This window comes from Pseudoalteromonas sp. AS84, from assembly GCF_038900255.1.
Lineage (GTDB): Bacteria > Pseudomonadota > Gammaproteobacteria > Enterobacterales > Alteromonadaceae > Pseudoalteromonas.
This window is the reverse complement of record NZ_JBBMQY010000001.1, coordinates 375,338-398,364: the sequence shown is the minus strand read 5'-3', so window position 1 is coordinate 398,364 and position 23,027 is coordinate 375,338. Positions and strand designations below refer to the sequence as shown.

21 protein-coding genes and 1 pseudogene are annotated in these 23,027 nt (G+C 36.9%); 10 read left to right on the top strand and 12 right to left on the bottom strand.

What is annotated here, in order from left to right; genetic code table 11:
• Window positions 1-2: 2 nt before the first annotated feature.
• Both WNY79_RS01705 and WNY79_RS01700 read right to left on the bottom strand, forming a co-directional pair.
• Entirely contained in the window at window positions 3-401 is a 399-nt protein-coding gene (locus WNY79_RS01705) for a hypothetical protein (RefSeq protein WP_342874919.1), read from the bottom strand.
• Window positions 402-468: 67 nt separating this feature from the next.
• On the bottom strand, window positions 469-888 hold the full coding sequence (locus WNY79_RS01700) for a DUF3429 domain-containing protein (protein WP_342874918.1): 420 nt from the start codon (window positions 886-888) through the stop codon (window positions 469-471).
• Between the two features lie 282 nt (window positions 889-1,170).
• Between WNY79_RS01700 and ahpC the strand changes: the two genes are divergently transcribed.
• Together ahpC and ahpF are read left to right on the top strand one after the other, a co-directional pair.
• Window positions 1,171-1,740 carry an alkyl hydroperoxide reductase subunit C gene (gene ahpC, locus WNY79_RS01695; RefSeq protein WP_008134426.1) on the top strand — a complete coding sequence of 190 codons (570 nt, stop codon included), beginning with the start codon at window positions 1,171-1,173 and terminating at the stop codon, window positions 1,738-1,740.
• A 154-nt stretch (window positions 1,741-1,894) separates the two neighbouring features.
• Entirely contained in the window at window positions 1,895-3,469 is a 1,575-nt protein-coding gene (gene ahpF, locus WNY79_RS01690; protein ID WP_197184837.1) for an alkyl hydroperoxide reductase subunit F, read from the top strand.
• Between the two features lie 117 nt (window positions 3,470-3,586).
• On the opposite strand, the gene WNY79_RS01685 is transcribed toward ahpF, so the two are convergent.
• The 4 genes from WNY79_RS01685 to WNY79_RS01670 form a co-directional block, all read right to left on the bottom strand.
• A complete protein-coding gene (locus tag WNY79_RS01685) occupies window positions 3,587-3,847 on the bottom strand; it encodes a hypothetical protein (protein WP_076915785.1) in 261 nt (86 codons plus the stop codon).
• A 38-nt stretch (window positions 3,848-3,885) separates the two neighbouring features.
• Window positions 3,886-5,907: an ATP-binding protein gene (locus WNY79_RS01680; protein ID WP_342874917.1), complete on the bottom strand. Its 2,022-nt coding sequence runs from the start codon at window positions 5,905-5,907 to the stop codon at window positions 3,886-3,888.
• A 216-nt stretch (window positions 5,908-6,123) separates the two neighbouring features.
• Entirely contained in the window at window positions 6,124-6,345 is a 222-nt protein-coding gene (locus WNY79_RS01675) for a penicillin-binding protein (protein WP_076924211.1), read from the bottom strand.
• Window positions 6,346-6,354: 9 nt separating this feature from the next.
• Entirely contained in the window at window positions 6,355-7,125 is a 771-nt protein-coding gene (locus WNY79_RS01670) for an undecaprenyl-diphosphate phosphatase (protein WP_294118449.1), read from the bottom strand.
• 236 nt (window positions 7,126-7,361) lie between these two features.
• Here WNY79_RS01670 and WNY79_RS01665 point away from each other — a divergent pair, with 236 nt between their 5' ends.
• Genes WNY79_RS01665 through WNY79_RS01655 form a run of 3 tightly spaced genes read left to right on the top strand, consistent with a single transcriptional unit; the run spans window position 7,362 to window position 9,483 of the window.
• Window positions 7,362-7,649, top strand: a complete 288-nt coding sequence (locus WNY79_RS01665) for a hypothetical protein (RefSeq protein WP_024600574.1) — start codon at window positions 7,362-7,364, stop codon at window positions 7,647-7,649.
• Window positions 7,646-9,241 carry a PepSY-associated TM helix domain-containing protein gene (locus WNY79_RS01660; protein ID WP_342874916.1) on the top strand — a complete coding sequence of 532 codons (1,596 nt, stop codon included), beginning with the start codon at window positions 7,646-7,648 and terminating at the stop codon, window positions 9,239-9,241. The genes WNY79_RS01665 and WNY79_RS01660 overlap by 4 nt, the downstream gene beginning before the upstream one ends.
• A complete protein-coding gene (locus WNY79_RS01655; RefSeq protein WP_342874915.1) occupies window positions 9,238-9,483 on the top strand; it encodes a hypothetical protein in 246 nt (81 codons plus the stop codon). The genes WNY79_RS01660 and WNY79_RS01655 overlap by 4 nt, the downstream gene beginning before the upstream one ends.
• 9 nt (window positions 9,484-9,492) lie before the next feature.
• On the opposite strand, the pseudogene WNY79_RS01650 reads toward WNY79_RS01655, so the two are convergent.
• Window positions 9,493-9,627 (bottom strand): annotated as a pseudogene (locus WNY79_RS01650) (DUF6363 domain-containing protein); the annotation flags it as partial.
• Between the two features lie 94 nt (window positions 9,628-9,721).
• Here WNY79_RS01650 and WNY79_RS01645 point away from each other — a divergent pair.
• Window positions 9,722-10,594: an SMP-30/gluconolactonase/LRE family protein gene (locus WNY79_RS01645; RefSeq protein WP_342874914.1), complete on the top strand. Its 873-nt coding sequence runs from the start codon at window positions 9,722-9,724 to the stop codon at window positions 10,592-10,594.
• 35 nt (window positions 10,595-10,629) lie between these two features.
• On the opposite strand, the gene WNY79_RS01640 is transcribed toward WNY79_RS01645, so the two are convergent.
• The 3 genes from WNY79_RS01640 to WNY79_RS01630 all read right to left on the bottom strand — a co-directional run bounded on the left by WNY79_RS01640 (window position 10,630) and on the right by WNY79_RS01630 (window position 13,629).
• On the bottom strand, window positions 10,630-11,085 hold the full coding sequence (locus WNY79_RS01640; RefSeq protein WP_342874913.1) for an NfeD family protein: 456 nt from the start codon (window positions 11,083-11,085) through the stop codon (window positions 10,630-10,632).
• 21 nt (window positions 11,086-11,106) lie between these two features.
• Window positions 11,107-12,060, bottom strand: a complete 954-nt coding sequence (locus WNY79_RS01635) for a slipin family protein (RefSeq protein ID WP_165735637.1) — start codon at window positions 12,058-12,060, stop codon at window positions 11,107-11,109.
• A gap of 129 nt (window positions 12,061-12,189) precedes the next feature.
• Complete coding sequence (locus tag WNY79_RS01630; protein WP_342874912.1) at window positions 12,190-13,629, bottom strand: diguanylate cyclase; 1,440 nt, start codon at window positions 13,627-13,629, stop codon at window positions 12,190-12,192.
• Between the two features lie 217 nt (window positions 13,630-13,846).
• Here WNY79_RS01630 and WNY79_RS01625 point away from each other — a divergent pair, with 217 nt between their 5' ends.
• Entirely contained in the window at window positions 13,847-14,740 is an 894-nt protein-coding gene (locus WNY79_RS01625) for a cation diffusion facilitator family transporter (protein ID WP_024600569.1), read from the top strand.
• A gap of 50 nt (window positions 14,741-14,790) precedes the next feature.
• On the opposite strand, the gene WNY79_RS01620 is transcribed toward WNY79_RS01625, so the two are convergent.
• A complete protein-coding gene (locus WNY79_RS01620) occupies window positions 14,791-19,290 on the bottom strand; it encodes an EAL domain-containing protein (protein ID WP_342874911.1) in 4,500 nt (1,499 codons plus the stop codon).
• 166 nt (window positions 19,291-19,456) lie between these two features.
• On the opposite strand from WNY79_RS01620, the gene WNY79_RS01615 reads away from it, so the two are divergent.
• The 3 genes from WNY79_RS01615 (at window position 19,457) to WNY79_RS01605 (ending at window position 22,131) form a co-directional block, all read left to right on the top strand.
• Window positions 19,457-20,008, top strand: a complete 552-nt coding sequence (locus tag WNY79_RS01615) for a hydrolase (protein ID WP_342874910.1) — start codon at window positions 19,457-19,459, stop codon at window positions 20,006-20,008.
• A 148-nt stretch (window positions 20,009-20,156) separates the two neighbouring features.
• Complete coding sequence (locus tag WNY79_RS01610; RefSeq protein WP_342874909.1) at window positions 20,157-21,623, top strand: methyl-accepting chemotaxis protein; 1,467 nt, start codon at window positions 20,157-20,159, stop codon at window positions 21,621-21,623.
• Window positions 21,607-22,131 (top strand): DUF6436 domain-containing protein, encoded by a 525-nt coding sequence (locus WNY79_RS01605; protein WP_121954734.1) that lies wholly within the window; start codon window positions 21,607-21,609, stop codon window positions 22,129-22,131. Before WNY79_RS01610 ends, WNY79_RS01605 begins: the two co-directional genes overlap by 17 nt.
• A 62-nt stretch (window positions 22,132-22,193) precedes the next feature.
• On the opposite strand, the gene WNY79_RS01600 is transcribed toward WNY79_RS01605, so the two are convergent.
• Window positions 22,194-22,751 carry a TMEM165/GDT1 family protein gene (locus WNY79_RS01600; RefSeq protein ID WP_076924201.1) on the bottom strand — a complete coding sequence of 186 codons (558 nt, stop codon included), beginning with the start codon at window positions 22,749-22,751 and terminating at the stop codon, window positions 22,194-22,196.
• Window positions 22,752-23,027 lie beyond the last annotated feature (276 nt).

Genomic DNA, 23,027 nt, shown 5'->3' with positions numbered 1-23,027 from the left:
AATTAAAATGGTTTAGTTGGTGTGTTATCGGCACCAGGCGTACTTTTTTGAGACTGCGCTGCAAGTAAACGATGAAAAGCAAGGCGTGTTTTTAACCCTTCAATGGCGATTTGTTTAATAATAAGATTAAAGGTAATTAAAATGGCAAAGGCAATATGAATAGGCCCGTGGGTAAACCCTGCATTTGTATCGTAAAGCATTAAACCGAATAGCAAAAATAAGACAACCAAGAAAATTTCGAGTAATTGACTTGAATAAAAACTCAAACGACCTTCGCTTTTATGATCTTTTTTAATGCGAATAGCACAAAAAAATGGGATCACTTTGATTTTAAATGCCGCGTTTTTTTCTACGTAGTTTTCGCCAAGTTCATCGAGTTGTTGGCGTAATTGGTCAATCATGGTGTGTCCTCAAATAGCAGTGCGCAGATATTACCTTATTACTGTGCAACATTTAAGTTTACAGCTGCTATTTAGGATAAATACTCATACCAATAGTAAGAATGTGACAAACAAACACAACAGAGGTAAGTACTACACGCATTTTTTGATAATCTTTATGGTAGGTTTGCCATTGTGGCGTGGCTTTTTCAAATATAAGTACTAACCAAAAACTAGCACCTAGCCAAGCCAGTGCCCACTCTACAGGTAAAAATGATAAAAATGGAACTGGGATAACAGGTAATACCGCTTTAATTGCATTGCTATAGCTTTGCTCTCCGGCGCGCCACAAGTTACCTGCCATAAATACTAAAATAGCGATACTGTAAAAAGTAAAAAACTCTAAGTTAAGGCTATTACTGCCAAACATAAGTGGCCAACCTACACACCCTAAAAACGGGATTAAGCCTAAGTAACCTAGTTGTATGTGGTTAAAAAATTTTTCCATTACGGCGTGCCTTATGTTTAATGACTTATTTGAAGCGCGGCTATTGTAGCAGTATTGCGATTAGCGATCTTAATAATTCGCCAGCGTTTACAATTCAACTAATGCTTACGGTAAAAGAGATTATATAGTTCAATCCAAAAAACCGATTGTTTTAATCTAAACAATCAATTTTATTTAATTTCCCATTGGCCTTATTGTATTAACCAAGCCAACGCAGAAGGTCGTTTTAAACGAAAGCGTTGATTACTTTTTAAATACATTAAATATAGATGAGGAAATACCATGAGCACTTCATTAATCAATACAAAATTACAACCATTCAATGCAACCGCTTACCACAACGGTGACTTTGTAGAATTGTCTGAAAAAGATGTTCTAGGTAAATGGTCAATCTTCTTCTTTTACCCAGCTGATTTTACGTTTGTATGTCCTACTGAACTTGGCGATGTTGCAGATCATTACGCACAACTTCAAGAGATGGGCGTAGAAGTTTACTCAGTATCTACTGACACTCACTTCACTCATAAAGCATGGCACGATACGTCAGACACAATTGGTAAAATTACTTACCCAATGATTGGCGACCCAACAGGACGTATTACTCGTAGCTTTGGCGTAATGATTGAAGAAGAAGGCTTAGCACTTCGCGGAACATTTGTAATGAACCCGGAAGGCGAAATTAAAATTATCGAAACTCACGATTTAGGTATTGGCCGTAGCGCTAAAGAACTAGTTCGTAAAGTACAAGCTGCACAATACATTGCAACTCACGACGGTGAAGTTTGTCCTGCATCTTGGCAGCCAGGTGAAGACACACTTGCACCTTCACTAGACCTAGTTGGTAAAATCTAAGTATAGATTTATTCCTACTATGAGGGCAGGTAACTGCCCTTAAATCAACGAACATCCGTTTGTTGGTGCCTCCTATATCAATATACTTGTTTAAGCACATGCATTATTTGGCATGGGAGGCTTGCTGTTTAAATTTTCCTAAAAGGGTTAAGCCATGTTAGATAACAACATAAAAAATCAATTAAAAAGCCATTTTGAATCGCTTACTCAACCTGTTGAGCTGCTTATTGCCTTGGATGACAGCAAAAAATCAGCAGAAGTAGAAAGCTTAGCGAACGATTTAGCTTCACTGAGCGATAAATTTACGGTAATAAACAACCCAGATACAAGCGCGCGTCGCCCGTCGATGGTTGTACATTCACCTATTAAAAACACTCATATTACGTTTGCAGGCGTACCTATGGGCCACGAATTTACAAGCTTAGTGTTAGCACTTTTACATACTGGCGGACACGCAAGTAAAGCTAAAAGCGAAGACATTGAGCAAATACAATCGCTCACTCAAGAACTCAACTTTGAAGTATACATAAGTTTAAGTTGCCAAACGTGCCCGCAAGTAGTCCAAGCACTTAATACTATGGCAGCGACAAACAGCAATATTAAAGCGACCATGATTGATGGCGCATTATTTCAAAGTGAGGTAGAAGAGCGAAATATTTTAGCTGTACCGGCTGTATATTTAAATGGCGAACCATTTAGCCAAGGTGCACTAAGCCTTACCGACATACTCAATAAAGTAGATAGCAAAGGGGCACAGCGCCAAGCTGAATCGCTAAGTGAAAAAGATAAATTTGATGTACTTGTAATTGGTGGTGGGCCTGCGGGCGCATCGGCTGCGATTTACTCAGCACGAAAAGGGTTAAATACAGGCATTGTTGCCGACAGGTTTGGTGGACAAGTTGCAGATACATTAGCAATAGAAAACTTTATTTCGATTAAGGCGACAGAGGGGCCAAAGTTGGTTGCCCAGCTTGAAGAGCACGTTAAAGAATACGATGTAGATGTAATGCATAATCAGCGTGCAGCGGCACTTGGCTATAACAATGGCTACGAAATTACACTAGAAAATGGCGCAGTACTTAAAGCTAAGTCGCTTGTACTTGCCACCGGTGCACGTTGGCGCGAAATGAACGTACCAGGGGAGCAAGAATATCGCGGCCATGGTGTGGCATATTGCCCACATTGCGATGGTCCTTTATTTAAAGGTAAACCTGTTGCCGTAATTGGCGGTGGTAATTCAGGTATAGAAGCTGCAATCGATTTAGCTAATATTGTGCAAAGCGTTACGGTACTTGAATTTGCAGACACACTACGTGCTGATGAAGTGCTTATTCGTAAAGCTAAAAGCATGGCTAATATTACTATTATCAAAAGTGCACAAACAACCGAAGTACTTGGTGATGGTAAAAAAGTAACTGGCTTAATGTACACAGATAGAGTGTCGGGAGAGAGCAAAGAGCTTGAACTTGCCGGTATATTTGTACAAATAGGCTTAATACCTAATACAGAATGGTTAAAAGATAGCGACCTTGAATTGAGCAAATTTGGTGAAATACTGATTGATGCTAAAGGCGCAACTTCATTACCAGGCATTTATGGCGCGGGGGATGCAACCAATACTCCGTTTAAACAAATTATTATTGCAATGGGCAGCGGTGCAACAGCAAGTTTAGGTGCATTTGATTATTTAATTCGCCACTCTGAAGAAGCTGATCAAAGCGCTGCTTAATGTAATTAGTAAAAACTCTCTTGATATAACAGCAAGGCTACACCCATAGCTGTTTGTTAACCCAAGCCGCCCTTCTCCAAAGGCGGCTTTTTTAATGCTTAAGAATTAGCACACGATCTAATCGCACCCACCGCCAGAATCACCGCCGCTACAATGTGTGTGAGAGTGCGATGAGTTACTGCTAGAGGAAACTGATGAGTCACTGCCAGTATAAGCTGATGATCCACGTGATGACTTAGCACTGATGAATGTAACTAACAGCAATATGCCTGATACGATAATTACCGTTATTGATGACCCCCATTGCTCAGTGGAAACGCCTTTAAATATTGCTAAACAAAGCACCGTAAATAGTATTGTTCTTATTATACTTTTCATTTTATATCCCTATTTAACCAATAAGTTAACTATAAACGTTAACTAACGTTAGCTGTATGCTCAAGCGCATTAATAACTGCTTTTTCGAGTATTGGTAACTTAAAAGGTTTTGATATAAACATATCCATGCCAGCTTGTTTACAGGCCAGTTTGTCTTGTGATGAGGTATTTGCTGTTAAAGCCACTATGTAAGTTTCTTCATCTGGACAGATGTTTTCTGCTCTAAGTTGTTTTGTTGCCTCAAATCCATCGAGTATGGGCATTACGCAGTCCATAAAAATAAGGTCATAATGTTTTTGGCGACATTTTAATACTGCATCTTGGCCATCAACGGCTGAGTCTGCTTTAATATTCAACTTATCTAGCGAGGCATGTAAAACTAATCTGTTAATGTCGTTATCATCAACAACAAGTACAGATAAGTCACTGCCGTTAGTGTCTAAGTTTGATTTAAGGCTTTCTTGTTTTTGCTCTTTACCTGGCTCTATAGGAATATTTACTAAAAACGTAGTGCCTTTATTAGGTGTACTTTTTACCTTTATTTTGCCGCCCATATATTCAACAAGCTCTTTTACTATTGCAAGCCCAAGGCCTGTGCCACCTTTTGAATTTTTAGCATCTACTTCTTGAGAAAAAGGAGAAAACAGTGACTCTAAAAAGCCTTTACTCATTCCGCGGCCTGTATCAGACACTTCAATGTTTAAACTTAACTTAGCTTTTACTTTAGAAAGGCTGGTATTTAGTGTAACTGAACCATTTTCAGTAAATTTAAGTGCATTACTCAATAAATTAGAAACAATCTGGCTTAGTCGAGTATTGTCACTAAAAGCCCAGCAGTCATCATCAATTGTATTATTTACTTGTAGCGTTACATGCGTATTTTTAAATAGTGGTGTGTATAAAGAAGTTAAATCGGTAAAAATTGTTTTTAACAAAAAGTCAGTAGGCTCTAGCTTTAGCTCTCCATGATTAATTTTAGAAAAATCGAGCACCTCATTAATAATACTAAGCAAAATATCAGCACTTCTAAGTGCTATTTTTATTTTTTCAGCACGTACTTCTTCACTATGTTCATCTATTAATGTGGTTAGCATACCTGTGATGCCGTTAAGAGGGGTTCTTAATTCGTGGCTGATTTTAGCAAATAGCATGCTTCTATCTTCAAGTAAGCGCTCTGCTTGAGCTTGCTTTTGTTTAAGCTCTTCTCGAAGCTTGACTGACTCGGTTACATCTTGGCAGGTGCCAAATAACCTTATGCAGCGCTCGCCTTCAAACTCAGCCTCACCAAAGGTAGCCACCCATAAGTGTTTATTTTTAGCGGTTATTACTTCTAGCTCTAAATTCCATTTTTTGCCTTTTTCTATGGCTAATTCTACAGCGCGAGTAATGCCTTCACGACTTGGGCCTTCTTTATAAAACTCGATTGCAGAATTCATTTGTGGTTGAAATTGTTCATCTACTTCATGTATGAGGTATGTTTGTTCGCTCCAGGTGATTTTGTCAGAGATTAAATCAACTTCCCAGGTGCCTATATTTGCAACGTGCTCTAGCTTTAATAAGGTATTACTATTTTTTATGAGTTGTTCTTTAGTTTGTGCGCGAGCAAATTCCGAGCCTAGCCATTGCGCAAATAATTCGATGTAGTCGTAAGCATCATCGTTAAAAGCGAGAGAGTCTTTTGCGGATGAAAAGTTGACTGTACCAAATATTTTATCACCAATTTTTATTGGCGCGCCAATGTAAGACTCTAACTGAAAGTTTATATAACAGGGGTGGTTTGCAATTGCGCTTTGAGAGGCTTTATGAAAAGCAAGTGCGGAGCCAGCAGATAGCGTATGTACGCAATAGGTGCCTTGTAAGTCAAACACAGTACCGGGTAAAAGTGAGTTGTCGGGGGTTATGGCATATAAAACGGTATAACTGTTTTCATCTACTTTACTAATAATGCCTAGCTCTAGCTCGAATACTTCTAATCCAAAGATTAAAAGTTTATTGATTTTGGTTTGAAAATCAAACGACTGATTCGAAACGATATCGTGAAAACGTCTTAAAAAATTCAAAAGAAAACACCCCGTAAGCTTTTGTTCAATTTATACAATATAAAAGCCAATTAAAGGCATATTTATTAATTACCAAGTAAGTTTAGCAGTTTTTATCGATGATAACTAAAACTGATGTGTACACTTTAAATTTATAACCTTATGTTTTGTAGAATAATAGAGCATTAATATAACGCTGAGTGTAATGATGATTATATAATGCTCAGTGTTTTATATTTAGTAGGTTGAGTTTGGTGTGTACTCAGGATTTATATCGCCGCCAACTTCTTCCGGGTCTACATCGTTAAGAAGTAGCGTTTCACGTACAGCTTCAATGTGATCAAGTACGCTTTGGTAGCGCTCGCCATATTCATACTTTGTCACTTCAATCGCTTTAGGCATGTAAGTAAAGGCTATTTTAAGTGCATGGAGTGCTTCTTCGTTTATTTTTTCGGTCATAATGTTCTCTTATGTGTAGGCTATAGTTAATAAAATAACACCAAATACGATTCGGTAAAGACCAAAACTAACAAAAGTGAAATTTTCTAGAAAGCGTATGAATAGTTTAATAGTAAAATAAGCGACTATAAAAGACGTTAAAAAGCCAACTGCAAGGGCAGTTAGGTCATCTAAGCTAAACAGTTGGTAATGTTTAAGTAAGTCGTACCCTGAGGCTGCTGCAAGTACAGGTAAACCAAGTAAAAATGAAAATTCAGCGCTGGCTTTTCGGTTTAAACCACATAACATGGCACCAACAATAGAACTTCCAGCACGACTAGTCCCTGGAATTAACGCAAATACTTGTGCTACGCCAATCCAAAGAGCTTGTTTATAAGTAACTTGGGTTACATCGGTAGTTGTGCATTGAGCCTCTTTATAATTGCGCTCTAATAGTAAAAAAATCACACCGCCTACAATAAACATAACACCTACTACTGGTACGCTAAAAAGTGTTTTTATTGCATCACTAAATATAAAACCAATAATACCCAAAGGAATAAATGCAATGGCAACTTTCACCCATAAATTGAAATGTTTAGGGCTAAACTTATCTTTATAGTTGGCTAGTACCGCTAAAATGGCGGCAAGTTGGATAATGACTTCGAAGGCGAGGTTAGCGTCTGTTGATTCAATGCCTAACCACTTTGACGCTACAATTAAGTGCCCAGTTGATGATATGGGTAAAAATTCTGTTATACCTTCAATAATACCTAAAATAATCGCGTTAATTATATCCACGGTTTACTGCTTCCTGAAAAATTAAAAAGCCCGAACTCGGCTTAACTGAAATGACGCATTACTGCGTACCTAAATTGCGAGGCGTAGCATAAAAGCTCTTAAGGCAAACCAACAGTGTTTTTAGACTTAATTTGTTTAATAAATTGCATTAAACATTAAATGCACAATATAATAGTAATTGTTATCATTTGCATGTACTGTTTTGTATATGTTTGGGCAAATTTACTGAGCGAATAATGAATAATAAAAAAACGTTTACAGCTACACGGCGAAGGCACTTAATTGCGTGTGTATTAGCGCTAGTTACAGCGGTAATAATGATTCCGGGTATGACAACCTATTTACCGTTTCAAATGAATGAACAAATATTACTACCTATTTTACTCTTTCCTGTTATTTGGACTGCGCTGTTTATTTATGCGTATTTGGCGCAAAAAGTATGGCAACCTTTTGTAGTCATGATTGCATTGTGTGTATTACATGGTTTATTGAGTTTTTGGGCGTTAACGCAGGGGCAGGGATGAAGTCGATTACTTTAAAAAAGCTATTTTTATTACATAGCTGGGTAGGAATTATTACTGCGGTACTGCTATTTATTGTTGCATTTAGTGGGGCGTTAGCAGTTCTGTCGCGACCTGAGTTAAAAATATGGGCTAATCCAGAACTACAATCTAGCCAACACGTTGCCAGCGCGCAAATTAATAGACTAGTAAACGAATATCATAAACAAGTACCTAGTGAATTTGGCGAAAACATTCATGTGTTTTTACCAAGTGGGCATAACTTTCATTTATTAACGTTGGTATTTGAATCTCACCATGGCGATGAAAATTACGACCAAGAGGTGGCTAGAGTATTTCAATTTCATCCCAATACACTGGTGCTGGAAAATACTTACTATGGGCCTAGTAAAGAGTTTTACGCCAATAAAAAAACCGATGCGCCAACTTATATAGGTGAATTTCATGCAGATTTGCATTTAGGGCGTCCAATTGGGTTAATACTCACTGGGTTTTTAGGTTTAACGCTTTTAGTAAGTGCAGTGACAGGCTTGTTTATTCATCGCAAATTGATAAAAGAGCTCTTTACGTTTAGGCGAGATAAAGGGTTAGATATTGCAATAAGCGATGCTCATAAGGTTATAGGTATTTGGGGCAGCGTATTTAATATTGTGATTGGTTTTACAGGATCATTTTTAGGACTCGCGACTATTATTTTACTACCAGCAGCTGCGTTTGTGAGCTTTGGTGGCGATCAAGATAAGTTAATAGAAACGTTTACCGCCATTCCTGAGCCTGTAGTTAGCCACATTAAGCAACCTACAAAAATAGACACTATTTTAGAGCATGCTCATAGTTGTTACCCTGAAGCAATAATTAGAGATGTCACAATAATGGCGCATAACGATGCGAATGCGCAGGTATATTTGCGTTTGTTAGGTGGCGAGGCTGTTGCTTCTCAGTTACTACATTATCAAGGCAATGGTGAGTTTGTACAGTCGATGAGTAGTTTTGGTGATATTTCAGGTGTTTCAATAAAAATAATTGAGCTGATGTTTCCGCTGCACTTTGGAAACTTTGCAGGGGTGTTTGTCAAACTGCTTTGGGTATTACTTGGTTTAAGTACTGCGCTTTTACCTATTTCGGGCATGATGATGTGGCTAGCAAAGCGTACACGTGGCAGTAGCCCTTCACTGAGTATGCAGGCATATGCACGCTGGAATCGTTTTATTATTGGCAGTTGTGGTGGCTTGGTATTAGCAAGCTTTGTGCTATTTCCTGTGCAAGTTGTACTTAATTATACCGTTATTGGTGTGGCGCAAAATAGCTTTTTTGGACCCGTGTTTTTTTATACGTGGTTGGCATGGTTACTCTTTAGTGTATTACCCATAGATTATAAAAACTACTTCAAGCTGACTCTTTTACTATGCGGTGCCTCGCTTGCTTTGGTGCTGCCGCTTAACATCGTATTTGGCGTGAGCAATGTTATTAACTTTAATAGCTCGCTTGTTGCGGTAGTAGATATAAGTTTTATGGTGGTGGGTATCGCGTGTATGTTTGGTGCCTTAAAAATAAAAAACACACAAAAATTACAAGTTGAGGTACAACCCGCATGAACGAGCTACTAATTACAATTGCGATGGTGAGTTTACTATTAATGATGCTCAATATACGAAAAAACACACTTACATTATTGGTCAAAACATTTTTAAGTACACTGCTATTTGGTTTAGCGCTGATATGTTTTATGAGTGTTTACGGTATTTTAGGGGGTGCAATATGCACCGTTGTGGGAGCTATGTTAGCTGGTTTACTAACCGCAGTTATTGCAGGTAAAGCACCGCAATTATTAGAGTAAAGAATACAGTTATTTAGCTAAAAAGGCCTTTGCAGTATTAACTCCCATGTTGTAACCACTATTAAGTATTTCAAACTTTTTAGTGGTACGCCCAACTTTAAAATTAGCCGGTGGTGCAATGATATTGATTTTGCAGTCACTAGGGCGTGTTGATAAATTAAAGCCAGGTACACATCGCGAAATCAACTGTTTTCTGGTAAGGTTTGGGATTACAAGGCTTTGTTAAGAATAAGTATTTATGTTTGATCCTAGCGTAACCATTTTTGAAAGCACACAGAATCAGCTTGCAGAAAGTCCTCTTTGGCACCCTATGCTGAATACCTTTTTTTGGGTCGACATAAATAAAAAATTACTTTTAAGCAAAAACATACACAGCGAAAGCCAACTAAAAACAATTAATATGCCCGATACACTCAGTGCAATAGCGTGGATTGATGAGCAGCACTTGTTGCTAGGTACAAGTACTGGTTTATACAAATACCATATTAATTCGAGCACTCGCCATCTTATTTTTAATATTGAAAATACAGAGCTAAATAGGCGTTCAAACGACGGCCGCGCTGATCCATGGGGTGGCTTTTGGTTAAGTACAATGGACGTAAATGCTAAAAAAGCTGATGGTAAAATATACCGTTATTATAAACGCCAGCTTAAAGTCGTTGTAAGTGGTTTGAGTATCCCAAATGGATTGTGCTTTGATAAGCCACGTTTACGCGGTTATTACTGCGACTCTTTAACAAGTTGTATTTATGTATTAGATTTGGATGAGCAAACTGGCGAACCTTGCTCTGAGCCACGTGTTTTTTATCAATTTAATGATACTGATGTTGACCCCGATGGCTGCGTGACCGACCAATTAGGTAATTTGTGGCTAGCTGTGTGGGGAATGGGGTGTGTTATATGTTTATCCCCAGGCGGTGAGCTAATTAAAACAATCAAGCTTTGTGCAATAAAACCGACATGCACTGCATTTGGTGGTGATAATGCTGAGTTTTTACTTGTAACATCGGCATTTGATAAAACGATTAATAATACTGCTAGTGAACAAGGCACTGTATTTCAAATCTCAGGCATAAAAAACGGGCAGTTTGAGCCGCCCGTTTTACTGTAATTTATTATACATAGTGCTTGTATTTAAAGTGATGATTAGCTTTTAGGCGTAACCCACATAACACCCACTTCTTTTTTGGTTACTAGAACCTCAGTACCTGCGATAATTGGTTGCTCACTTTTAAGCTTCCAGCTAATACCTGAATATTGATGGGTAGTTAAACCTTGTTCTGTTACATCGCTAGTAAGTACAAAAGTAAGTTCAGCAAAATCACTATTCACTTGCTTCTTATCTACGCGATTTTGCATTTGTTTTAATGGTTTCCAAAGTGCAACGGCTAAGCCCGCTGTTACAACTGTGTTACTCCAAAGGGCTGTTGTTAATGAGTCAGGTAAAATACCAAAACTCATTAATAATCCTGTGAGGAATAACGATAATCCAAAAAACAACAAAATAAATGTAGAAAGGCCAAGTACTGCTACTTCTATTATTAAAGCAACAATACCAAGTACCATAAGTGTTTGCGGTAAATTTTGCGTAATAAAATCCATACAAACCTCTTTATTTAGTTATTAACCCAAATTCTTTTTATTTAAACTATTAATAATTGCCATACCTTGGGCAACCACTGAGCTTGCATCTGTCGCGTTGTCTGGCAGTAATACAATTGATGACTCACGAGCTATCGCTTCTTTAGCTGCAATTGCTTTGGTTGCTAAGTCTAGCTGAATTGCTTTTTGACCTTGATCGGTATCTGCAGCTTCACCAACTTTAATAAGTGCATTTGCTTGTGCTTCAGCAACAGTTGTAATTGCTGTTGCTTCACCTTCAGCGCGTAAAATTTGCTCGGCTTTGTCGGCTTCAGCAGCAAGTACTTGTGCTTGTTTTTTACCTTCAGCAACGTTGATATTTGCTTGGCGATCACCTTCTGACTCTAAAATCTGAGCACGCTTAACACGCTCAGCTTTCATTTGTGCTTCCATCGCTTCCATAATAGAGTTAGGCGGCACAATATCTTTAATTTCGTAGCGAAGTACTTGAATACCCCAAGGCTCAGATGCCTGGTTTATAGCTGCAACAATGTTGGTATTAAGTAAATCACGCTCTTCAAATGTTTTATCAAGCTCCATTTTACCTAATTCAGAACGCATCGTTGTTTGCGAAAGTTGTACCACTGCAAACGTATAGTCGTCAACGCCATACGTTGCTTTGTAAGGGTCTAGTACCCTAAAGTACAGTACGCCATCAACTATAAGTGAAATGTTATCTTTAGTGATAGCTGACTGCGATGGTACATCTTGAGCTTGTTCTTTTAAGCTACGATCAGCCGAGATTCTATCAATAAATGGAATAATAAAGTTAAGGCCGGCTTCTTTAGTTGATTGGTATTTACCAAAACGTTCGATTAACCAGGCGCGGTTTTGTGGTACAAATTTAACGCTACTTTTTAAAAGCACGATAACAAAAACAAGTAAAAAAGCCTCAACAGTAAAAACCATATCGAGAATTTGTGTGACTGGATCCATTTAAACATTCCTTATAATAATTAAACGCTGAGTGGTTGTATTGTTTATAATTTCAGCGTGTATAGATTATCACTACAGTGAACTTTTAACCACTAAAACTCACTGTAGCGCGCCGACTTAGTCGGTTTTCTAAAAACTGGCTATTTTATTTCTGCCTGTTTCTTTTGCGTTATAAAGGGCTATGTCGGCGTTAGTTATTACTTCTTTAGATGTTGTTTTTTGATTGGGTATAAGGCTATAAAATCCAATACTCAAAGAGAGGTAATTACTAGCACTTGAAAAATTATGTTCAATTGCGAGTTCTGCGATTTTTTCCTGAATAAGAACAGCAAACCTTTGACAATGATCTGTGTCGACTGCAGGTAAAATTATCGCAAATTCTTCACCACCGAAACGAGTGGCTAAATCACCTTCACGTTTACAAAGATCATGCAGCGCTTTGGCAACTTGTTTTAACACTTCATCACCGAGCTGATGCCCGTAGTTATCGTTATAACGCTTAAAAAAATCAATATCACACATTATTAAACTAATGGGTTCTTTATTACGTGCGCCGCGTTTTATTTCGCATTTTAAAGTTTGATCAAAACAGCGTCTGTTAGCAATGTTTGTAAGGCCATCAGTATTAACTTGTTTGTTGAGTTTATGGTTGGCATTAATGAGTTGCTGCTGAGTTTTTTGTAGCTCTTGCTTGTAATTTAAATTTTTGAAAGCATTAGCAAGCATTTCACCTACTAACCTTAGGCGAATAAGGTCTAAATCAGTCCAGTTTCTCTTTTGAACAACGCAATCACAGCCTATAAAGCCAACGAGCTCTTTGTCATAACGTAACCCGATGCAAAGAACTGATTTTATTTTTTGTCGCTGAAAAATTATTTTTTCGCTCGTTGCTTGAATAGGTAACAACGTTACATCGTTAACTCTAAATAAGTGAGTACGGGCCATTAAAGTAAAAAAATAAGGGAGATCGCTTTTTGGAAGGTCCTGTAAGTCGTCTTTAAATGCTTGTATATCGTTATTGACCCATTCGTGAGTGTTATTTATTGTTTTACCGTCCTCGGCAAACTTAAATAAATAACTTCTATCTGCGTGGCATACGGTACCAATAGCTTTTAATGCATAGTTGATATGCTTATCAACGTCGTCGTTTTGAATATCAATTAAGTCAGTTGATATGTTCGAAATAATATTATCAAAATCATATTGTTCTTCGACATTGTTATTTAATATATCAATGATAATAATTGAATGTGAGTTAGGTAATTTTGCAAATTTTACATTGAGTAGTAATTTAGATGTTTGTTTTGATAAAGCAAACTGGCATTGATTATTTGCTGTAAAATAGTCTAAGAATAGATCTTCGATTAACAGTTCTTTTTTACTGTGGTGATTGGTTAAAGTGATATGTGCAAAATCGTTTTTTTTAAAATGTGGTTGCTCTTCTAAGTCAAATAAACTCAGTGCCTGACTGTTAACTTTGAATATATCTTCATTGGCATCATAAAGTAATATACAAAATGGCAGTAACTTCATGTTTTGCCACATTTCATCTGATCGGTTATTACTCACTTAACTCTCCATGTGCTTAAGCCACAATTAAATTGTTATCTATTGTATTTTTATTGTTTTTACCTACTAATTATTAGCACATTTTTTTTGATTTACTAAGTTTTTAGTGCGTTTGAGGGCAGTACGTATTATAATTGATACTGTATATCATTACCCTTTCTACTCTAAGCCATCTTTGGCTTATTTGCACTTTAAGTATAGGTTATTCAAGCATTTCATGACAGAAATCACTACACATCAAGCTTCTCGTCGTCGGTTACTTATTGCGCTAGCAATTACGTGTTCGTTTATGGTAATTCAGGTTATAGGTGCTTATTATTCTAATTCGCTTGCTGTACTTGCCGATGCGGGGCATTTGTTTGTTCACAATAGTTCGTTATTCATCGCACTGATTGCATCAAGTCTCGCTATTCATTTTGCTAAAACCTATAACGATGGTCATCAAAGAGCTGAGCTTCTAGGCGGTCTGGTGAACGGGTTTTTATATCTAGCAATAAGTTTAATTATTTTGTATGAAGGTGGTGAGCGCTATATACACCAGCATGAAGGAAATGAGCTGGCTATTAATAGTTATTTAATGTCGGTTATTGCTGCTATTGGTTTTTTGTTTCATGGTGCTGCTGCATGGGTTTTATATAAAGGCCGCAAAGCGAGTATTAATGTTTACGCGGTATTTTTACATTCATTCTTTGATTTGATTTCGACAGTATCGACATTTGTGGCTGGTATTCTTATATATTTTACGGGCTGGGTTGTTATCGATATTTTATCGAGCATGTTAATCGCCTCTTTCGTGTTGTTTACCGGTGTTAAGGTCATTATTAGTTGTATAAAAGGTTTACGCTTAAATAAGGCCAAACTCCCTAAAGTAGCAGATATTGAAAGTGAGATTACAGATATGGAGCATGTTCACAATGTCCATAACGTCACTGTCACGCGAAAATATAAGGGTGTAGTAGTAGGCGCACACGTTGTCCTTAAAGAACATTGTACTATTGAAAAACACGATGAAGCATGTCGTATGAAAGTAGAACAACTGTTAGCTGAAAAATTTAATGTACACAATAGTGTATTACAAATTGAAAGCCACGAATGCCATCACATTCATTAATACAAATTAATATAAAAGCGTGTAAAACTGATTAGCACGCTTTTAATGTTTTAAATCAAATCAATGATATTGCTAAAACAATCGCTTTTACGTAAGTCTTTAGCATTCATTGGCCTTGCAAAGTAGTAACCTTGCAGTACATTGCATCCAACTCCAGCTAAAAAGTTCATCTGTTCGCGCGTTTCTACTCCTTCTGCAATACAGTAAAGATCTAGGTTTTCGGCCAATGAAAGAATGGTCTTAATAATTGACTCATCACCTTTATCTATACCAATACTGTTTACAAAGCTTTGATCTATTTTAATAACATTAATAGGAAATTGGCTCAAATAGGTGAGTGACGAGTAACCTGTACCAAAATCGTCAAGTAGTAATTTAAAGCCAGCAGCTTTTAAGTTATGTAGCTGCTTGGCTGCTTTGAGTTTATCTTCTAGTAAAATACTCTCTGTTATTTCAAGTCTTAATTGTCTTGGATGAACTTGAGAGTCCGCTAATATAGACATTAACCTTTGGGTTATGTTTGTTTTTAAAATGTGTTTAGGCGATAAGTTTAAAGATATGTAAAACAATGGGTTTTCACTGAGTATAGGTGCAAGTTCAATAAGAGCTCGTTGCAATGCTTGCTCAGTAAGGAGTTCTATTAAACCGGTTTCCTCTGCGACAGGAATAAAAAGTGCAGGCGATACTAACTGTCCTTGATTGTTCCAGCGCATGAGTAACTCCACGCCATTTATCGTTTTTTCTTCTATGTCGATGATAGGCTGATAGTGATTAAAAAATCGGTTGTCTTTCACTGCATCTTTTAAATCATTTTCGAGCAGTAACTTTTGTTTTATCAGCTCATTCATTTCATCGCTAAAAAACTTAAAGTCGTTTCTACCGCCTTGTTTAGCGTGCATCATGGCTACATCGGCATTACGGATAAGTAAATCGGTGGTTACAGCATCGAATGGGTATAAAGCAACGCCAATACTGGCTGAAATATTAATAGAGAAGTCTTCAATAATTACTTTATTAGCTAACTCATTACTAATTTTTCTTACTGTATCGCGAAGAGACTGAAGCGATTTTATATTTTGAACCAGCACTAAAAATTCATCACCACTTTGTCGGCCAAGTTTTGCGTTTGCGCCGAGCATACCGTTCACTCTTTGGGTAATATTACACAAGAGCTTATCGCCAACTGCGTGGCCAAAAGAGTCATTAACAGGTTTAAACTTATCTAAATCAATAAATAATAATGCGCATTGTGTATTACTTTCATCGGCATATTTAATCGCTTTCTCAATGTTTTGATACATTAAACTACGATTTGGGAGATGCGTTAGAGGATCAAAGTTAGCCAAATAGCGCAATTCGTTTTCAGCACGTTTTTGCTCGGTTAAATCTGTAATAACCACCACATAGTAACTTGCAGTATCTTTTGTAACTGCTGTGGCACTTATATGAATTGGATGTTCGTTATTTCTTGCTGTTTTTATATAAGCATCACTTTGCCAATTTTCTGTCGGTTTTAATTTTTTTAAAATACCAGCAAACTCTTTACACTTATCTTTACCAATCGCTTTTATGAACAATTTAGGACTAATTTTAGTGGCTACTTTTTCATTTGAAAATGTTTCAATAAAACTGTTGTTCGCAGAAAATGGCATTAAATGTTTATCGAGTATAAGGAGCCAGTCATTTATTTGGCTGAACGCTTCACCTAAAATTTTTGCTTGTTGCTCGTTAGCACGTTGCGCTGTGATATTAGTATATATGCCAGAAACATATAACGGCTCATTTGTTTGAGGATCATATATAACTTGACCTGTATCTTGATACCATAACCAATGGCCATCTTTGTGCTGTAAGCGATAGGTTGCTTGCCAGTTTTGTTGTTTTTTGTATTTGAAGTAGTTTTCCCATTGGTTTTCAAAACGACGTCGATCATCAGGGTGTATTAGCGCCAAAAATTGTTCTATGTGTACGCGTACAGGCAAGCCTGTATAGCCTAATTCAATTCCTCTGAGCGTGCTTACGGAAGCATCTTTAAAATTATAATCCCACACGCCACTTTTGTTATTTTTAAGCGCGAGCTCTGTTTGCTTTTGCGAATGAATAGTCGCTCTATGAGCTTGTTCTATTGCAACTTGGCGGCTGCGGTATTGCCAAAAAATAAAAAACAATACGGCTAGTATTAAGGCTATATAGGCGGCAATAGCAAAGGGCGACTTCCATGGAGCGTAAGCTACGTTGATGTTAAGCGTGGCTGGTTCGCTTGTAACAATACCATCGCGATTATGTGCTGATATTTTTAGTGAGTAACTACCCGGTTGGAGCTTTGTGAAAAACACTTGATTAGATTGTAAGTCTTCATATGTAAGAGACGTTGGCCCTAAAAGGGTAACTTTATAATACGCTTTGTCTATATTGGGGTAAGAAAAGTTAGAAAAACTAACCGTCAACCCCATATCTTCATAACTGAGCTCAAGTGGTTGGCTAAGATATTGATGAGGGTAATAATTGAGCTCTTTGGTAAAAAGATTTATATCGGTAATCGCTACATTACTTTTTTTAAATAACTCTTCTTCATCAAAGTCTAGAGGGTCAAAGAGTAGAGCTCCGACATTGCTGCCAAAAATTAGCCTGTCATCATTTAACGTTGTTGCAGCTATAGGAGTAAATTGGTTTATATTCAATCCGTCCTTTACTGAATAACTCACCACAATGAGTGTATCTAGGTTTATTTGGTATAAACCATTGTTGCTACTTACCCATAAAAAACCATTTTGATCAGGAAGTAATGAATAGATAGAGTCAGTATTAAATGAATTTTTTAATCCTATGTAGTGTTTTCTCTCATAAGTAACTGGGTCAACACCAATTAAGCCTTCCTGGGTGGTTGCCAACCATAAAGTATTCCGTTTTGAGTCTAAGTAAAAGTTTTCTACAGTGTAAAAAATATCTTCTTTAGGATTAAAAGACTGAAATATAGTCGTTAAAGTTTTCGTTTTTTCGTTGTACCTAAAAAAACTTTTTGATGTACCAAGCACAAACTCTTCAGGATGTGTGTCGAGGTGTTTATAAAAAGCGTAAGAAAATAAAGGGTCGACTTGCTCTTTGAGTCCCTTAATAATTCTTGTTTTTCCGGTTGTTTCATTAAAAAGATAAAAGTTATCATCAGACATAAATGCATATGTGTCTGCAGATAATTGGGCAAAGCCAAATAAGTTTGATCGGTTAATTACATCATTCTCTGTGTTTTGGTTTTCAATAACTTTACCTGTTTGCTTATCAAAAAGTTTGAACCCGTTGAAAGTAACAAGCCAAAGAAACTGATCATCTCCAATCGAAGACGCAAAAATATCAAATACCGCAGATGCTCCATATATAGCTTTTGAGTCGGTCGAGCTTAAATATACTTTACTTTTATTTGTAACTTGGTCGTAGCGCGCAATACCATCTTCGGTCCCTAGCCATATAATATTATTTTTATCTTGATAGGCAGCATGAACAGTATTATTCCCTGGTAAAAAAATATGTTTAAACCGTTGAGTTTTGACTGGCCAAGTAAACACTCCTTGGGTTCTAGAAGCTAGCCAAAGTACACCCGATTTATCAATCATTAGGTCGTTGATTGAGTTTTCACTAATATTAAACTTACTTTTTTCATAATTTAAAATGAACTCTAGTTCTTTGGTTTCGCGGTGATAACTGAACAATCCACTTTCGGTTGCTACAAACTCCCCGTAAACAGTATTGGCATAATCCCATATATTATAATCAGGGATTAACGTTGTAATATTTGCTGCAGATATATTTTTGTTATTATCGAATGCTAATTGATACATGCCTTCAACAGTACCAACAAGTAATCCTAATTCATTATCAACACTTAAGAATTTGACGTTTACATTATCTATCGTATTTTTTTCAGGGGGATGAAGAGGGATTTTTACAAGTTCTGAATTATCTATATTTGCCGTGTATAAGCCATCATTTGTACCAATATATAAAGTATTTTTATATATCGTTAATGACCTAATATAGTCACCTTCATTTGGTAGAGCTAGTTTAAGTGCAAAGCGTTTGCTCGTCTCATCAAATGTATATATTTGACCATCTATGGCGAAGTAAAAAGTATTTTGTTTTTGGGTCATCGCGGAGATTGGAGAAAACATCTTTTGTTCTTTATCTATTTGACCTGAATAGATTTTTTCGGTTTTTAAAGTGAGGGGATCTATTATAAACGCACCAGAAAGATCAGTTGAAACGATAATTTTTCCGTCTTCGGCTTTAAATAACGCATAAATATAGTGTTTATCTAAACCAAAGCCACCATTAAAAGTTTTTACTTTATACCCGTCAAAGCGATTTAAACCTTGTTGGGTAGCTATCCAAATATAGCCAATTTCGTCTTCTTGTGTCTGCAAAACGTAACTTTGCGAGAGACCTTCGTCAGTAGAAATACGTTGTAATTGTTGAGCATAGTTTTGTGATGCAAAAGTACATTGAATGCATAGTAAAAAAATAATGGTGATATGAAAAAAAACTTTGCTCAAACGCACTTATAAACACTCTCAGTGGAGGATAGGATGATACTTAGCTAGATAGTAAATATAGCATAAGTTTTTATTTTTTAATTACAAATAATATACGTAAAGTTAAAATTTCTATTTTCAAATAGTGAGCTAATCTAAATAGATAACAGTTAATGTTCATGAGGAGAGTATAGTGGTTTTATCTAATATTGATGTAAAAAACAGCGTATTATTAATAATAGACTTACAAGAGTTGCTTGCTCCTGCAATTAAAGATTTTCCGAATATTTTAAAAAGTACATTGCAGTTAGCGCAGGCAGGTATTATTCACGACGTTCCGGTCTTAATAACTGAGCAATATGTCAAAGGGTTGGGCGCGACTAATCAGCAAATTAAAAATACATTACCTAATGCTACGTATTTTCATAAAACGTACTTTAGTGCATGTGCAGAGCTTGGCTTTATTGATAAGTTAAAAAGCCATGATAAAAAGCAGGTTGTTGTTGTGGGCACTGAAGCGCATGTGTGTGTTTTACAAACATGCTTAGATTTAATAGAAAATGGTTTTGAGGTTATTGTCGTACACGATGGTATTGGCTCGAGAAATCCGCAACATAAAAACTTGGCAGTTGAGCAATTACGCCAAGCGGGTGCGGTAATTTCATGCGCTGAAATTGTTATTTTTCAATGGACAAAAAAAGCAGCAACGCCTACGTTTAAAAAAATACTGCCTATAATTAAGTAGACCACATGTATATGATGTAAATCAAATGTATTACTTTTTGGTGTGTCGGTAGTTTATTGTTGTATTCAGTGAACTGAAACTCGTTTTTACACGTATATTGCAGACTGCTTTATAAAACAACAATGCAAACAACAATTTTAAGGTTTTTATGTCTAGTATTGGCCGGTTATTTACAATTATTTTCAGTCTTTTGTTTGTCGAGTCTATCGCTATTGGCTTGTATTTCGACACATTAGCGCAGGCCTTTATGATAGGTTTGCCATTGTGTTTATTACCTATATGGCTTTTAAACACACAAGGGGACAGCCCTGTTACCCCGCATGTGATAGCTGCTGCCATAATGATGTTTTCTTTTTTGCACATACAACAAACTTTTGGGTTGATTGAAGTCCATTTTGAAATATTTATTTTAATGCCCATGTTAATTGTTTTTGTACAGTGGCGAGTGTTTATTACTGCAATTGTATTCGTGGCAGTTCATCATTTGTCTTTTTATTATTTACAAACTCAAAATACAGGATTTTATGTATTTGATCCTGACAGGCTTGCTTTTACTACGGTGCTTATTCATGCTGGATACGCAATAGTTGAAGTGTTAGTTGCAGGCTACATTGCCATAATGTTGCAACGCGAACGTCGTGCAGCTCTGTCTTTAAGTTATGCAACAGAGCAAATAATGAAAGACCCTGAAAACATAAAACTATCTCTTCGCGCTGATGATACTAAAAGTGAAGCTGTAGCAGGTTTTAACACGTTACTAGATTACTTATCGGATGTTATTAAGCAGGTACAAACTCAATCTGAATCACTGCAAAAAAACTCACAAGAGCTTATACATGTTCATGATCAGTTGGCGGGTGGTGCAGTGCAGCGTACACAACAAACTGATGATATTGCTAATTCTGGCGCTCAAGTTGCTAATGGTTTTAAACTTGTAGAAGAAGAAAGTGAGGTGCTAAAGCGTCAAGTCGACCACATTACACAAGCTGCGAGCGACGCATTAAAAGAAGTTCTTCAAACAGATGCTAAAAGTAGAGAGCTATTAACACTACTTAACCATACTGAAGAAAAAATAAACCTCTTAGTGGCTGCGGGTGATGTTATTTCAGGTCTTCTAAATGAGATATCAGGTATTGCTGAGCAAACAAACTTACTTGCTTTAAATGCAGCTATTGAAGCTGCCCGTGCAGGCGAACATGGTCGAGGCTTTGCTGTTGTTGCTGATGAGGTAAGATCTTTGGCTAACCATAGTAAAGCAACAACAGATAAAATTAGTCTAACATTAAAAGATCTTGTTAATAATAGTAAAACGTCAACACAATCAATGAGTCAGTGTGTGAATTTTGTAGTTGATTTAACAAGTATTAGTGCTGCAATGAAAGAAAATATTTCAGCAATGAGCGAGCAAATAGCCGCAGTATCTTCAAGTTCTGATTCAGTTGCGCAAGTTGTAGCTGAGCAGGCAGGTAATACTGAATTAATAGCGAGCAGTACTGATACTATGCGACAAAATCAGTACCAAAATACGCAAATAGTGCAGCAGTTAACCGCTAAGGTGCAGTTAATCGATGTCAGTATTGATGTGTTAGAGCAAAGCATTGCCAAGTTTAAATAAATCTAACTCTTTCGTATTTTCGCTAATAGCTACATGGCTTATTTGTGTTGTTGCAGGGTTAGTTTATTTTCAATTAGAGCAGCTTAAACCGTTTGATAGCTCAAAAATTTTAATGCAAAAACATTGGTTTAGTAATTTTAAAAAGCAATTGGATTGGGTTGATAATGGTGAGCCGTCTTTAGTGCTTATAACAGAAAAAAACTGCGGGTGTACTATACAGGCTAAGCCACATATTTCATCGCTAACTTCTTTTGCTACGAATAAAGGCATAAAGATTGTGGAAGTTGAATTAACACCAATTCTTAAACACATTATTCCGGCAACGCCTGCTGCTGTTATTATTAACAAAGCGGGTGAATTTGTTTATGCAGGGCCGCTCTCCGAAGGATTAGCTTGCGCTCAGGGAAGTGGTTTTGTTGAAACTGTGGTCACTAATTTAGCTGCAGGTTTTAACTCAAACCTCTTAATTACACAAACCAAGGGATGTTACTGTGTAAATAATGCATAAATAACGTGCAGAAAAAAATTAAAGCTCGCACTTAAATTAACAGTTGCGAGCTTTAATATTTATTAAATTGTAACTAAACCATAAATACCTAATGATACAAACACACAAGCAGCAATAGCACGTACGGTGTTTAAAGATATTCTTTTTAGTAATGCATTTCCGGCGTATATAACAGGGACATTAGCAATTAGCATACCTAACGTGGTTCCTACCGTTACCCAAAACACAGACTGATATTGTGCGCCTAGCAACACCGTCGCTATTTGTGTTTTATCACCAATTTCTGCAATAAAAAATAATACAAAAGCGACTAAAAAAGCCCCGTAGCTATCGTATTTACTACTTACAGCTTCGTCTTTGTCTGGAACTAATAGCCAAAGGCCAACTACAATAAAGCTTATGTTAACAAGCCAAGGTAAATATTCAGAAGAAAAACTATTACTTAACCACTGCCCAAACCATGCTGATAAACCATGATTGAGTAAGGTTGCGGCTAAAATACCAAGAATAAGCGCGCCTTTATTACGAAAGCGGGCGGCTAACAGGAGCGATAAAAGCTGGGTTTTATCGCCTATTTCGGCAAGTGTGACAGTGACGGTTGAGGTTAAAAAAACTTCCATTATTGATTCTTACAGGCGGGAATACTAAACCAAGGCAAACAACTATCTCCCGCCATGAGGATAGTGTCTACCTAGGTCTCGCCGATAACGCTTGCTACAACATTACAAACTTACCATGCACTTGAGGTGCAATTATGTTGATAAGTTTACTCATTACTGAGCGGGCTACTCCCCTAAGAGGCGGGCATTATTCCACAAAAATTTTGTGCGGTAAATATTAAGAATCGCGCATAGTTATACCAATCTGCTTATATATGGGGTCTATTTAACGTTAAG